The 13580-nt window shown below is 62.8% G+C and carries 11 protein-coding genes; 8 read left to right on the forward strand and 3 right to left on the reverse strand.

Annotated elements, in window-relative coordinates:
* Positions 1 to 5: 5 nt before the first annotated feature.
* Entirely contained in the window at positions 6 to 1343 is a 1338-nt protein-coding gene (locus QRN42_RS03220; protein ID WP_284978059.1) for an 8-oxoguanine deaminase, read from the forward strand.
* A gap of 94 nt (positions 1344 to 1437) precedes the next feature.
* Here QRN42_RS03220 and QRN42_RS03225 read toward each other — a convergent pair whose 3' ends face one another.
* On the reverse strand, positions 1438 to 2610 hold the full coding sequence (locus QRN42_RS03225) for a hypothetical protein (protein ID WP_284978060.1): 1173 nt from the start codon (positions 2608 to 2610) through the stop codon (positions 1438 to 1440).
* Positions 2611 to 3022: 412 nt separating this feature from the next.
* Here QRN42_RS03225 and QRN42_RS03230 point away from each other — a divergent pair, with 412 nt between their 5' ends.
* The gene (locus QRN42_RS03230) at positions 3023 to 3958 is read left to right on the forward strand and encodes a hypothetical protein (RefSeq protein ID WP_284978061.1); all 936 of its coding nucleotides are present in this window, start codon (positions 3023 to 3025) and stop codon (positions 3956 to 3958) included.
* Positions 3959 to 4149: 191 nt separating this feature from the next.
* Here QRN42_RS03230 and QRN42_RS03235 read toward each other — a convergent pair whose 3' ends face one another.
* Complete coding sequence (locus QRN42_RS03235) at positions 4150 to 4326, reverse strand: hypothetical protein (RefSeq protein WP_284978062.1); 177 nt, start codon at positions 4324 to 4326, stop codon at positions 4150 to 4152.
* Positions 4327 to 4712: 386 nt separating this feature from the next.
* On the opposite strand from QRN42_RS03235, the gene pucL reads away from it, so the two are divergent.
* Both pucL and QRN42_RS03245 read left to right on the forward strand, forming a co-directional pair.
* The gene (gene pucL / locus QRN42_RS03240; protein ID WP_284978063.1) at positions 4713 to 5627 is read left to right on the forward strand and encodes a factor-independent urate hydroxylase; all 915 of its coding nucleotides are present in this window, start codon (positions 4713 to 4715) and stop codon (positions 5625 to 5627) included.
* Positions 5628 to 5806: 179 nt separating this feature from the next.
* On the forward strand, positions 5807 to 7315 hold the full coding sequence (locus tag QRN42_RS03245) for a nucleobase:cation symporter-2 family protein (RefSeq protein ID WP_284978064.1): 1509 nt from the start codon (positions 5807 to 5809) through the stop codon (positions 7313 to 7315).
* Positions 7316 to 7440: 125 nt separating this feature from the next.
* On the opposite strand, the gene QRN42_RS03250 is transcribed toward QRN42_RS03245, so the two are convergent.
* Positions 7441 to 8196, reverse strand: coding sequence for an IclR family transcriptional regulator (locus QRN42_RS03250; protein WP_284975086.1), 756 nt, complete (start codon positions 8194 to 8196; stop codon positions 7441 to 7443).
* Positions 8197 to 8416: 220 nt separating this feature from the next.
* Between QRN42_RS03250 and QRN42_RS03255 the strand changes: the two genes are divergently transcribed.
* Genes QRN42_RS03255 through QRN42_RS03270 form a run of 4 tightly spaced genes read left to right on the forward strand, consistent with a single transcriptional unit; the run spans position 8417 to position 13551 of the window.
* The gene (locus tag QRN42_RS03255) at positions 8417 to 9817 is read left to right on the forward strand and encodes an NAD-dependent malic enzyme (RefSeq protein WP_284978065.1); all 1401 of its coding nucleotides are present in this window, start codon (positions 8417 to 8419) and stop codon (positions 9815 to 9817) included.
* Between the two features lie 31 nt (positions 9818 to 9848).
* Positions 9849 to 11462, forward strand: a complete 1614-nt coding sequence (aceB, locus tag QRN42_RS03260; RefSeq protein ID WP_284978066.1) for a malate synthase A — start codon at positions 9849 to 9851, stop codon at positions 11460 to 11462.
* Entirely contained in the window at positions 11462 to 12724 is a 1263-nt protein-coding gene (locus QRN42_RS03265) for a DUF6986 family protein (RefSeq protein ID WP_284978067.1), read from the forward strand. The genes aceB and QRN42_RS03265 overlap by 1 nt, the downstream gene beginning before the upstream one ends.
* A 14-nt stretch (positions 12725 to 12738) precedes the next feature.
* A complete protein-coding gene (locus QRN42_RS03270) occupies positions 12739 to 13551 on the forward strand; it encodes a bifunctional allantoicase/(S)-ureidoglycine aminohydrolase (protein ID WP_284978068.1) in 813 nt (270 codons plus the stop codon).
* Positions 13552 to 13580 lie beyond the last annotated feature (29 nt).

The following is a 13580-nucleotide window of genomic DNA, read 5'->3' on the forward strand; positions in this document are numbered from 1 at the left end:
CTTTCATGCTGTGGATCAAAAACCCGCTGGGCATCTTCACCGCAAACGACCTCGACGCCGGCAACGGCCTGGTTGTCGATGGCGGGAAAATCGTGGAGCTCGTGCCATCGGGCGGACAGCCTGCCTCCTACACCTCCGTTTTCGACGCCTCCGGGCACGTGGTCCTGCCAGGACTCATCAACACGCACCACCACTTCTACCAAACGCTCACCCGCGCATGGTGTCCGGTGGCCAACGCCCCACTGTTCCCGTGGCTGCAGAACCTCTACCCGGTATGGGCACGCTTGACTCCGCGAAGCCTGGAACTGGCCGTGCAAGTGGCCCTCGCTGAGCTGCTCCTCTCAGGGTGCACCACGGCCGCGGATCACCATTACCTGTTCCCCGACGGTATGGAGGATGCCATCGACATCGAAGTCGCCGCCGTCCGCGCCATGGGGATGCGGGCCACCTTGACTCGCGGGTCCATGACGTTGGGAGAGGACGACGGCGGCCTGCCGCCCAGGACGACGGTCCAGTCCCCCGAGGCAATCCTTGCCGACAGCGAACGGCTGATCTGTAGCTACCACGAGACCGGTGACGGCGCCGTGGTGCAAATCGCGTTGGCGCCCTGCTCACCGTTCTCTGTGACCAAGGAAATCATGGCCGAATCGGCGGCAATGGCCGAGCGCTTTGACATCCGGCTGCACACCCATCTGGCCGAGACGATCGACGAGGAAGAGTTCTGCCGGTCAATGTTCGGCCTGCGAACCGTGGATTACCTGGAATCGGTGGGCTGGTTGGGCTCACGCACGTGGCTTGGACACGGAATCCATTTCAACGACGACGAGATCGCCCGGCTGGGAGCCGCAGGCACCGGCGTCGCGCACTGCCCAACGTCCAACATGCGGTTGGCCTCGGGTACCGCCCGGATGCTCGAACTTGAGGCCGCAGGTGTTCCGGTGGGGCTCGGCGTGGACGGATCGGCTTCCAATGACGCGTCCAACATGATCCTCGAAGCCCGGCAAGCCCTGTATTTGCAGCGGCTGAGGTACGGCGCCTCCGTTCCCGTGGAGAGGGCCCTTGGGTGGGCAACGCGTGGGTCCGCTGCCGTGTTGGGGCGCTCCGATATCGGCCAGTTGGCTCCCGGGCTGCAGGCGGATCTTGCCCTGTTCAAGCCGGACGAGCTGCGGTTCTCCGGCAGTCATGATCCCGTAGCTGCTTTGCTGCTCTGCGGGGCGGACCGTGCAGACCGGGTGATGGTGGGTGGCTCATGGCGCGTGGTGGACGGGGTGATTCCGGACCTGGACGTTGCCGGGCTCATCGCTGAGCACTCGGCCGCGGCGCGGAAGCTGGTGGCGGGGTAGCTTTTGGGGCCCGGGCGGTCCGTTTCGATGGTTCCCTGCGCGGAGTGCCGTTCCCGCGGCACGGTATGCAGCGAACCATCGAAACGGCCTGAGCCTAGATGGTGATCTTGTAGATGTGGTGCGTGTACTCGTTGGCGAACGAATCCGTGAACTTACCGTTCTGCACCGCGATGGTCCGGTTTTCACCCACAACCTGCACCTGCGAGCCCGTAATCCCGGCTGGCAGCGTGAATGTTTTGGAGCCGGTAGTGCCTTTCAGACCGATGCCCGCAAACAGGTACGCGCTGCCATCCTTGGATTTCAGCATGGTGTCCGTCCTGGCGGCTCCTGCGTTCCGGACATAGCTTTGCGTGTTCAAGACCGGCGCCAGGGCCTGGATACCGGCCACTGCGGCCTTGATCTTTGCCTTCCGGTCAGCGGGGATGTCCACCAGCGAGTAGTTCCCGAACGCGGGGTCGTTGTTGTGCTGGAAGATACTGATGCCCCGGGCCTCGTGGATGATCCCGGACCACATGGCACCCTCCATCTGCTCCGGCGTAATCGTCTTCGCATTCGACTCGGTCAGGTATGGGCGAGCTGATTCCACGAACACCCAGTTCGGTTTCGCACCAGGAGTGGCTTGGTAGGAACGCATCCGATCCACCTGCCAACCGTACGCTGCGCTCGTTGCCGCGCTGGCCCCTGCAGGCCAAGCCGGCGACGCGGTCATGGCATCGTCGACGGGAGGGCTGGTGTAGGCATAGTTGTCTGCGCTTGCGAAGTCGACGGCGGACATGAAGCCATTCATGGTGCCAGAGGCCCACCACGTGCCCAAGATGCCCTTGCTGTAATTGGCCATGACCGGGCGCCCATCTTTGTAACTGCGGAGGGTCGCTGCCAATTGCTGCATCTGGGCGAGGTTCTGTTGTGTGGTGGAGCCGCTACAGCCCAAGCCCATGTCGCACTCGTCGTACGTGGACCATCCGACCACGCCTGCGTTGTTGCCATCTTCCGCTCGGGTCCACTCGTCGCCGGCAATGACAAGCATGCCGGTATCAGTGATGGAAGCCATCGATGACCCGTCGTGCTCCGCGTTCTGGTACACGTTCACGCCGATGTCCTTCAACTGGGCCGCATGCTCCGGTTTGCCGTAGAAGACACTGACGGGGAACGGGTTCGGGTTGTCCAGTTTCGCCGGCGCCACCAGCCTTGGCGGAGATGTCGGGACTGCGGAGCCACTGACGGCTACCGCGATCGCCGCCACGAGTAATGAGACCTTGAGATTCATGACGTGTATTCCTTGGGATGGCAGCCGGGGCACAGCTGCTTCCGTGCCGGCTCCGCCACCGGCTCTACCGCTTCCTGCTGAGGCAGGGATCGTCAGCCGGGCGTTACCCGGCGCGGCGCAGAGATCAATGCAGGATTCCCGCCTGTTCCGGCGCTCTGCCTGTAGACGGCGCCACCGTGCGGGACTGCGCGGCCCGTGTCCGATCAGGGCCGCCACGACCACGTATTACCAGTGGGTGGCCGTCAACCAGCATACGTCAGCCCGTTTTCCGCCATGCCGTGGCCGATGCGATGGTTCCCTGCACCACAGGCCGTGCGCTCGGCATTGTTTGCAGCGGAGCATCGAAATGGGGTTTTCCACATAGGACTCATTCCGGATGTAGATGGCGTGCGGGAGGCCAAAAGCTTGGACTATGACCACGTATAACGCGGGCGGCCTACCCACAGGAATGGATCTATGGCGTACCGACGAACTCCATGAGCTGGGGTTCAATGACAGGAAAATCGCGCTGCTGGTGCGATCCGGCAACCTGGTCAGGCTCCGCCGTGGTTGCTACATCAGAGGGAGCACCTGGGCAGCCCAAAAACCGTGGGTACGGAGCAGACAGCTGATCGCCGCGCACGCGCATGGGACATTGTCGACGTCGGCTGGCGGCTTGGTCTACAGCCACACCTCGGCAGCACGCCTGCACGGCTTGTTCCTGTGGGACGCGGATGATCGGGTCCACGTCACCGCGGACTCGACGCCGTCGCGCACTTCGCACGGCAAGGATGTGGTGGCCCATGCACGCAGACTCACGTCCACCGACGTCGTGTTTCGGCAGGGCATGCCGTGCACCTCATTGGAGAGAACAATCGTGGACTGCTGCCTCATGATGAACTTCAAGAGATCGCTGGTGCTGATGGATCACGGCCTGCGTATGGGTGCCGATATCGCGACGTTGCGGCAAGTGTGTGCGTCATTGGCTGGACGAAATGGTGTTCTGTCACTGCGGAGGGCCCTCGAGCAGGCAGACGCGCGGTCCGAATCACCGGGCGAAACCCTGACCCGCGAGTTACTCCAGCGGTTGCGAATTGAACTGCCCGAGCTGCAGGTGGAGGTATTGTCGCCGGCCGGTCGCCACCGACTGGACTTCGCGTGGCGGAAGAAGAAGGTGGCATTGGAGTTCGATGGAAGGGTCAAGTACTTCGACTATGCGCCCACAGACGAGGTCATCTTCCAAGAACGGCAACGCGAAAAGGCCCTGATGGAGCTCGGCTGGAAGTTCATTCGCGTTAACTGGCAGCAGTTGTTCCAAGAACACGAGTTCAAAATGCGCGTTCTAAGGTCCTTGGACGGCAGGGGCTAGCTCCGATTCGGGTGCTCGCTGCAGGACATGCCGTGCGCACGGCACGTTGCGCAGGGAGGCATCGAATCGGCGGGAACGGGAATCCGCAGGGAAGGGGAACCGGCAGCAGAAAGGCGGGCGGCACCTCCCCAGGTACCGCCCGCCTCTTGGCTCTGTTGCGCAGAGTCCGCGCCCCCGTGACGCAGGTGATCTTAGGGGCGCTGCCGGCCGAACACCGGGAGCGCGCGGAGCCAGCGGGAAAACCCGTTGGCCTTGCGGTCGCAGTCGGCCGGAATATAGAAGTCCGGATCCGTGGCACCGAAAGGCAGGTACAGTTCCTGACCCGGCGCCGGGAATTCCACGACCGTGTTCGTATCCTTCGCGTCCATCTGTTCCTCCTCTTTCTCGCTCACTAGCTCTCGAACTCTCCAAACTTCCATAGTCTGGAAAACTTTTATTGTTATGTGGAAAGTGTATGCACCGCGGAAAGTAGCCGTCAAGGCCCACATCGGGGCAAGCGGAGTTGCTCCGGTCACATTTGGAAGGTTCATAACGATCCTCCGGAAGCCATGTACACAAGCCGAAATCATGCGCTACTCTCGAATGAGTTCGTGGCGCAGGTCACGTAACCTGGGAGCAGCAGGCAGGGTCGTAATGAGCTGGCATCAATGGATGTCGGCTCTTTTTTGTTGGGTCGACTCCACCAGAAACGCGGTGGAAACACGCGCTTAATTTCATTGATGGAACCTAGGTTCCACCTCACAGAAGTTGGGATATGACCATGAGCAACAACATCGTCCTTGGCGAAAACCAGTACGGCAAAGCAGAAGTACGCGTCGTCAAAGTCACCCGGGATACTGACCGCCACCACATCGAAGACTTGAACGTGACTTCCCAGTTGCGCGGTGATTTCCAAGCCGCCCACCTGGAAGGAGACAACGGCCACGTCGTTGCCACCGACACCCAAAAGAACACGGTCTACGCCTTTGCCCGCGAAGGTGTCGGCTCCCCTGAGTCGTTCCTCCTCCGCCTTGCAGATCACTTCACCGGCGAATTCGACTGGGTCACCGGTGGCCGCTGGGAAGCCGAGGCCTACTCCTGGGATCGGATCCAGGCCCACGGTTCCGAGCACAACCACAGCTTTGTCCGCAACGGCCAAGAGGTGCGCACCGCAGTCGTCGTCCGGGATGGCGCAACCACCCATGTTGTCTCCGGCCTCAAGGACCTGACCGTCCTCAAGACCACGGAGTCCGGCTTTGTTGGCTTCCCGCGTGACAAGTACACCACCTTGCAGGAGACGACGGACCGCATCCTGGCCACCGACGTTTCCGCCCGGTGGCGCTACAACACCAACCTCGATGTTGCCGCGACCGATTTCAACAAGAGCTACGAAGACATCAAGGCACTCCTGCTGGAAGGCTTCACCGAGAACTACTCCCACGCCCTGCAGCAGACGCTGTTCGACATGGGCAAGAAGGTCCTGGAAGCACACAGCGAAGTGGCCGAGATCAAGTTCTCCATGCCCAACAAGCACCACTTCCTGGTTGACCTGAGCCCGTTCGGTTTGGACAACCCCAACGAGGTCTTCTACGCGGCAGATCGCCCGTACGGCCTGATTGAAGCAACGGTCCAGCGTGAGAACACCACTGCTGCACCTGTTGCATGGAGCGGCATCGCCGGCTTCTGCTAAGCACCATCGTTTTACCTCGTTTTTACCTGGGTTTCTGCGCGGGCCACGCCCAACAGCGCCCCGCCGTCAGCGTGGCCCGCATGCAGACCCGACCCCAAAAAACCCTCAATATCCGCGATTTGTTAGCCAGACACAGTTAGCCAGACGAAGACGTCTGCCATGAACCCAGAGAGTCTGCCATGAACACCAATAAGAAGTCCCGCCCCGCAAATACCACCGCGTCCCGTACACAGCGGGCCGCACGTCCCGAAGATCAGCGACTTTCCATCGGAAGCACCTTCGCTTACGGTTTCCAGCACGTGCTCACCATGTACGGCGGAATCATTGCACCGCCACTGATCATCGGTGCTGCGGCTGGCATGTCATCCCAAGACATTGGCTTGCTGATTGCCGCATGCCTCTTCGTCGGCGGCCTTGCCACGATCCTCCAAACCGTGGGCATCCCATGGTTTGGTTCCCAGTTGCCGCTGGTTCAGGGCGTTTCGTTCGCCGGGGTCTCCACCATGGTGGCCATTGTCCAAGGCGGCGGAGGTATCCAAGCTGTCTTTGGCTCGGTGATCGCAGCCTCGCTGATCGGCCTGCTGATCACGCCTTTGTTCTCCAAGATCATCAGGTTCTTCCCACCGGTGGTCACCGGTACCGTCATCACCACCATCGGCCTGACGCTGATGCCGGTGGCTGCGGGATGGGCGATGGGTGGCAATGCCAAAGCCAGCAACTACGGCAGCGTGGCCAACATCGGCCTGGCGGCAGTCACCACGGCGGTGGTTCTTCTCCTGAGCAAGGTGGGAAACGCCGCTATCTCCAGGCTCTCCATCCTGCTGGCCATGGTCATCGGCACAGTGGTGGCACTCGTCACCGGAATGGCGGACTTCTCGAAGATCGGCCAAGGCGACATCGTGGCCTTCCCCACTCCCTTCGCTTTCGGCGCTCCGACCTTCCAAATCGCCTCGATCGTCTCCATGCTGATCGTGATCCTGGTGACGCTGACAGAAACTTCCGCAGACATCCTCGCGGTAGGCGAAATCGTTGGCACCAAGGTTGATTCACGGCGCGTTGGTGACGGCCTCCGGGCAGATATGCTCTCCAGCGCGATCTCCCCGTTGTTCAACTCCTTCACGCAGAGTGCTTTCGCGCAGAACGTGGGCCTGGTTGCCATCACGGGCATCAAGAGCCGCTTCGTGGTCAGCGCCGGCGGCCTGATCCTGGTAATCCTCGGCCTCCTGCCGGTCCTTGGCCGGGTTGTCGCAGCGGTTCCGACGCCCGTCCTGGGCGGTGCCGGCGTCGTGCTTTTCGGTACGGTGGCTGCCAGCGGTATCCGCACCCTTGCCAAGGTCGAGTACAAGAACAACATGAACCTGATCATCGTGGCGACGTCGATCGGCTTCGGCCTCATCCCGATTGTGGCTCCGACGTTCTACAACCAGTTCCCGTCCTGGTTCTCCACGATCTTCCACTCCGGCATCAGCTCGGCCGCTGTCATGGCTATCCTGCTGAACATCCTGTTCAACCACTTCAAGGCCGGTAACTCCGATAACCAATCGGTGTTCGTCGCCGGAACTGACCGGATTGTCAGCGAAGCGGACATCAAGTGCCTCACCGAGGGAGACCGTTTCGAAAACGGCAAGCTCATCGACGCCGAAGGCAACGAGGTCCCGCTCAAAACCTCAAGCGCGTCCGAGCACTAGAGGATCAGCAGATGAAGGGCGGCCGTGTTTCCCCATGGGAGCACTGCCGCCCTTCTTTGCTTCGCGGACCTAGCAAAAGATGGCAATGTTTCCGGGAAACATTGCCATCACATGCCAACTCCGCGTTAGTTTTGGTTGAGCTCCGCGGAGATCGCTTGGGCGGCTTCACGCAGCATGGGCACGGCGCGGTCCGCGAAGCTCTGGTCCACGCGGGTGATCGGGCCGGACACGGAGATCGCAGTGGGAGTCGGGGCGTTGGGGACAGCCATGGCGAAGCAGCGAACGCCGAGCTCCTGCTCTTCCTCATCAATGGAGTAGCCACGTTCGCGGATCAGTGCCAGGTCCGCGAGCAGGGAGTCGATGTCCCCGATGCTCTTGGCCGTGGGCGTGGGCATTCCGGTGCGGGCCACGATGCCGCGGACCACTTCGTCGTCGAGCTGGGCCAGGATCGCCTTGCCGACGCCGGTATCGTGCGTGTGCGCGCGGCGGCCAACTTCGGTGAACATGCGCATGGAGTGCATCGACGGCACCTGGGCGACGTAGATGACCATGTCGGAATCGAGGACGGCCATGTTGGAGGTTTCACCGAGGCGTTCCACGAGCGTCTTGAGCTGGGGGCGGGCCACGGCGCCGAGTTGCTTGCTGGCACCTTCTCCGAGCCGGATGAGCCGCGGACCCAGGGCGTAGCGGCGGTTGGGGAGCTGCCGGATATAGCCCAGGGCCACCAACGTCCGCAAAAGGCGATGGATAGTGGGCAAAGGGAGGTCAGTGGACGAGGAGAGCTCGCTCAGTGTGACGTCGCCACCCGCGTCCGTGATCAGTTCCAACAGTTCAAAGACGCGCTCAACGGACTGCACGCCTCCGGAGGCTTTTTCAGCCATTCCCTTGTCTCCAATGACTCAGATTCCGACAACTCTTATCCGCATCGTGAAAAGAATTGCTTAGAACACCCAACATACAGCACGCGTGCCCACTGCGCGATGACACCGAACATGACCAAGTCAGGGGTTGTGTTTCCACTTTGTAGATAATAATATCCATAATACGAAAACATTTAGTAGGAACGGCGGCCCGGGAACGGGCCTTACAGGAGGAATTTCAATGGCGAATCCGAGCCCCGGAAACTCGATCACCCTGCGCGTCGCCGCACCGTCGAGCTTCACCGCTACCAGCGAACTTGCCGCTGCCGTTGGTGCAGCCGGCGCAGCAATCACTGCCTTGGACGTCACGGAATCCCACCACGAGAAGATCGTCGTCGACGTCACCTGCAACACCACCGATGACGACCACGCCGCCCGCGTGAAGGACGCCCTGAACGCGCTCGACGGCGTCACGGTCCAGCACGTCTCGGACCGCACCTTCCTCATGCACCTCGGCGGCAAACTCGAGGTGGTCCCCAAAGTAGCCCTGCGCAACCGCGACGACCTCTCACGTGCCTACACTCCCGGCGTCGCCCGTGTTTGCCTGGCCATCGCAGAAGACCCGGCCGCAGCCCGCAACCTGACCGTCAAGCGCAACACGATCGCCGTGCTTACTGACGGATCAGCTGTTCTCGGCTTGGGTAACATCGGCCCCGCCGCGGCCCTGCCCGTCATGGAAGGCAAAGCTGCGCTGTTCAAGCAGTTCGCCAACGTTGACGCCTGGCCCGTGTGCCTGGACACCCAGGACACCGAGGAAATCATCATGATTGCCAAGGCCATGGCTCCGGTTTACGGCGGCATCAACCTCGAGGACATCGCTGCCCCGCGCTGCTTCGAGATCGAAAACCGTCTCCGTGAAGAGCTGGACATCCCGGTCTTCCACGATGATCAGCACGGCACGGCGATCGTTACCTTGGCCGCTTTGGTCAACGCCCTCCGCGTAGTGGACAAGAAGCTGTCCGAGGTCAAGATCGTGGTTTCCGGCGTCGGCGCTGCCGGCTCCGCCATCATCCAGCTCCTCAAGGCCCAGGGCGCGCAGCACATCATCGCCGCAGGCCGCTCCGGCGCCATCCATTCGGGCCAGACGTACGACGACGAACACCGCAGCTGGATTGCCGAAAACACCAACCAAGAAGGCTTCTCCGGAACCCTGCACGACGCCCTCAACGGCGCGGACGTCTTCATCGGCGTCAGCGCCCCGCATGTGATCGGCGAAGAGCAGGTCGCTTCCATGGCCGAGAACGCAATCGTGTTCGCCATGGCCAACCCGACGCCGGAGATCGATCCCGTCATCGCTTCGAAGCACGCAGCCGTCGTAGCCACCGGCCGCAGCGACTTCCCGAACCAGATCAACAACGTGCTGGCATTCCCCGGCTTCTTCCGCGGCCTCTTGGATGCAGGGGCCTCTGACATCACGCCGAACATGCTGGTGGCCGCAGCCGAGGCAATTGCCAACCGGGTGGCTGACGATGAGCTGAACGCGAGTTACATTATCCCCAGCGTCTTCGATCCCCATGTTGCCGCCGATGTGGCTGCCGCTGTGGCGAATGCTGCGCACGCCAACGCCGCCAGCGCCCTCTAGCACCAGCGCACTCTAGAAAGGACATGTCACCATGGCTATCACAGTCACTGATCCCCGGCCGGTAGATCGCGCCGAGGAAATCCTCACCCCCGAGGCACTGGGCTTCATCGAGGAACTGCACCAACGCTTCGCCGGCACCCGCAACGAGCTTTTGCAGGCCCGGAAGGTCAAGCGCCAGAAGGTTGCAGAGACCGGCCGCTTGGACTTCCTCCCGGAGACCCGTGAAATCCGCGACGGCGACTGGAAGGTCGCCGAAGCACCGGCAGCCTTGCAGGACCGCCGCGTCGAGATGACCGGCCCGGCAACCCCGGCCAAGATGGCCATCAACGCGCTGAACTCCGGCGCCAAGGTATGGCTCGCCGACCTTGAAGACGCTTCCACCCCCACGTGGCACAACGTCATCGACGCCATCCTCAACCTCCGCGATGCCGCCAGGGGAACCCTGAGCTACACCTCGCCCGAGGGCAAGGAATACAGGCTCCGGACCGACGCGCCGCTCGCCGTCGTCGTCGCCCGCCCGCGCGGGTGGCACATGGAGGAGAACCACCTGCTGCTCGACGGCGAACCCGCCGTTGGCGCGCTGGTGGACTTCGGCCTGCACTTCTTCCACATCGCCAAGCAGCTGCTCCTCAACGGCCAGGGCCCGTACTACTACCTGCCGAAGATGGAGAGCCACCTCGAAGCCCGCCTCTGGAATGATGTCTTCGTGTTCGCCCAGGACTTCCTCGGCGTCCCGCAGGGCAGCATCCGCGCCACCGTGCTGATCGAAACCATCCCGGCAGCCTTCGAGATGGACGAGATCCTCTACGAACTGCGTGACCACGCCTCCGGCCTGAACGCCGGCCGGTGGGACTACCTCTTCAGCATCATCAAGTACTTCCGCGATGCAGGCGAAGAGTTTGTCCTCCCGGACCGCGCCACCGTCGCGATGACGGCCCCTTTCATGCGTGCCTACACCGAGCTCCTGGTGAAGACCTGCCACAAGCGCGGCGCCTTCGCCATGGGCGGCATGGCCGCCGTCATCCCCAACCGCAAGCAGCCCGACGTCACCGCCGCCGCCTTCGACAAGGTCCGTGCGGACAAGACGCGCGAGGCAAACGATGGCTTTGACGGCTCATGGGTAGCGCACCCGGACCTCGTGCCGACCTGCCGCGAAGTGTTCGACTCCGTGCTGGGCGATCCCGCCAAGGGGGGCCGGCCCAACCAGTTGGACAAGCAGCGCCCCGAGGTCAACGTCACCGCAGAGCAGCTCATCGACGTCGCCTCCGCCGGCGGGACCGTCACGGAAGCCGGGCTACGGTTGAACCTGTATGTCGCCGTCGCCTACACAGGCGTTTGGATCTCCGGAAGTGGCGCCGTGGCCATCCACAACCTCATGGAAGATGCCGCAACGGCGGAAATCTCCCGCTCGCAGGTGTGGCAGCAGCTCCGCAACAAGTCCATCCTTGCCGACACCGGCAACACAGTGACCCGTGAACTGGTGACCCGGATACTCGGCGAGGAGACCGAGCGCCTGCGCATCGAGTTCGGCGACGAGAACTTCACCAAGTACTACGAGCCGGCGTCCAAGCTGATCGAGGACATCTGTTTGTCGGACGACTACACGGACTTCCTCACCACGCCCGCGTATGAGCTGGTGGGCTGATGAGTTCGTTTACCTCCGCTGACCTCGCGCATATCGAGGCGCAGCTCTCGGCCACCGATGAGTTGCTTGACCGCAACTACCCCGGTGACGACGGCTCCCGCCAGCCCATCCACACCGTCTACGTCCCGGCCGACCGCTTCACGCCCACCTTCGTGGCGGACTGGGGGTCCCAGGCGCTCGCGACGGCGGAAGCCCACGGCGGCCTCGAAAAGCTCGGGCAGTTGCTGGGCCAGGAGCCCGAGCTCGCTGCCGCGGTTGCTTCACGGGTAGCGGCCAAGCTGTCCGCCGAACCGATCGAGGACCTCCGTCTGGACTTCGAAGACGGTTACGGCGATCGCGGCGATGAAGCAGAAGACGCCGACGCCGTTGCTGCCGCCAACGCTGTTGCCGCTGCGGTTGCGGCCGGAACAGCTCCGCCGTTCATCGGCATCCGCTTCAAGTGCTTCGAAGCCCCCACCCGGGCCCGCGGCCTGCGCACCTTGGACCTGTTCGTGTCCACGCTCGCAGCGGCCGGGGAGCTTCCGGCCGGGCTGATCCTCACCCTGCCCAAGGTCACCACCGTTGCCCAGGTGCAAGCCATGGACTTCGCTGTGTCGCGCTTGGAGCAAGTCCTTGGGCTCCCGGCCGGCCGGCTCCGTTTTGAGGTGCAGGTGGAAACGCCGCAGCTCATCATCGGCGCGGACGGCACCTCGCCAGTGGCGCAGTTGGCGCACGTGGTGCCCGGCCGCATCAGCGCCCTCCACTACGGAACGTACGACTACAGCGCTTCCTTGGGGATTTCCGCGGAGTACCAGTCCATGGAGCACCCTGTGGCCGACTTCGCCAAGGAAGTCATGCAGCTCGCTGTTGCCGGTACAGGCATCCGCCTCTCCGACGGTTCCACCAACATCATCCCCGTGGGCGACGCCGTGGAAGATGCATGGAAGCTGCATGGCCGCCTGGTCCGCCGCTCGCTGGAAAACGGCTACTACCAAGGCTGGGATCTCCACGCCGCCCAGCTCCCCAGCCGTTTTTCGGCGTCGTACGCTTTCTACCGCGAAGGCCTCCCCGCGGCGGCCTTGCGACTGCGCAACTATGTGGAACGCACCGAAGGCGGCGTCATGGATGAACCCGCGACGGCCCGCGCCCTTGCCGGCTTCGTGCTCCGCGGCGTCCAGTGCGGCGCAGTGGGAACCGACGAGGTCAAGGCGCTTGCCGGCGTCGAACTTTCACAGCTGACAGCGCTGGCGCACCCGCGGCTCGCACAACCGACGTCCCACTGATAGGAGCATTTCGCATGGGCAAGTACTACTACCCACAAGGCGGATTGCCGCCGCAGACCCACCTCACCACGGAACGGGCCATCGTCACCGAGGCGTACACGGTGATCCCCAAGGGCGTCATGACGGACATCGTCACCAGCAACCTGCCCGGGTTCTCCAACACCCGTTCGTGGATCATCGCGCGGCCGATTTCCGGATTCGCCACCACGTTCTCCCAGCTGATCGTCGAGATCGCCCCGGGCGGCGGTGCGCCGAAGGCCGAGTTCGAATCCGGCGTCGAAGGCGTCATCTTTGTCACCAAGGGTGAGGTCAACCTGACGCTCGACGGCGAGCTCCACCACCTCGAGGAGGGCGGCTACGCGTACCTCGCAGCCGGCTCGGAGTGGGGACTGGAGAACGTGTCCGACGACATCGTCTCCTTCCACTGGATCCGCAAAGCCTACGAGCGGCTCGAAGGGTTCGAAGCGAAGTCGTTCGTCACCAACGAGAAGGACGTGGAGCCCACGTCCATGCCAGACACGAACGACGTCTGGAAGACCACGCGCTTCACGGATTCCAGCGACCTCGCGCACGACATGCAGGTCAACATCGTCACCTTCCAGCCCGGCGGCGTGATCCCCTTCCCGGAAACCCACGTCATGGAGCACGGCCTGTACGTCCTGGAGGGCAAGGCCATGTACTTGCTCAACAACGACTGGGTTGAGGTTGAGGCCGGTGACTTCATGTGGCTGCGCGCGTTCTGCCCGCAGGCTTGCTACGCCGGTGGTCCGGGCGAGTTCCGTTACCTGCTGTACAAGGACATGAACCGCCAGGTGAAGCTCACCTAGCCCCGGCTCCGCCTTCGGGATCGCCGGGA

The sequence above is a fragment of the Arthrobacter sp. fls2-241-R2A-200 genome (assembly GCF_030209745.1).
Classification (GTDB): domain Bacteria; phylum Actinomycetota; class Actinomycetes; order Actinomycetales; family Micrococcaceae; genus Arthrobacter.

Bases quoted from the DNA above. Each gene is read 5' to 3' on its own strand.
- QRN42_RS03220 (WP_284978059.1), top strand. From the start codon at position 6: ATGCTGTGGATCAAAAACCCGCTGGGCATCTTCACCGCAAACGACCTC.
- QRN42_RS03225 (WP_284978060.1), bottom strand. From the start codon at position 2,610: ATGAATCTCAAGGTCTCATTACTCGTGGCGGCGATCGCGGTAGCCGTC.
- QRN42_RS03230 (WP_284978061.1), top strand. From the start codon at position 3,023: ATGACCACGTATAACGCGGGCGGCCTACCCACAGGAATGGATCTATGG.
- QRN42_RS03235 (WP_284978062.1), bottom strand. From the start codon at position 4,326: ATGGACGCGAAGGATACGAACACGGTCGTGGAATTCCCGGCGCCGGGT.
- pucL (WP_284978063.1), top strand. From the start codon at position 4,713: ATGACCATGAGCAACAACATCGTCCTTGGCGAAAACCAGTACGGCAAA.
- QRN42_RS03245 (WP_284978064.1), top strand. From the start codon at position 5,807: ATGAACACCAATAAGAAGTCCCGCCCCGCAAATACCACCGCGTCCCGT.
- QRN42_RS03250 (WP_284975086.1), bottom strand. From the start codon at position 8,196: ATGGCTGAAAAAGCCTCCGGAGGCGTGCAGTCCGTTGAGCGCGTCTTT.
- QRN42_RS03255 (WP_284978065.1), top strand. From the start codon at position 8,417: ATGGCGAATCCGAGCCCCGGAAACTCGATCACCCTGCGCGTCGCCGCA.
- aceB (WP_284978066.1), top strand. From the start codon at position 9,849: ATGGCTATCACAGTCACTGATCCCCGGCCGGTAGATCGCGCCGAGGAA.
- QRN42_RS03265 (WP_284978067.1), top strand. From the start codon at position 11,462: ATGAGTTCGTTTACCTCCGCTGACCTCGCGCATATCGAGGCGCAGCTC.
- QRN42_RS03270 (WP_284978068.1), top strand. From the start codon at position 12,739: ATGGGCAAGTACTACTACCCACAAGGCGGATTGCCGCCGCAGACCCAC.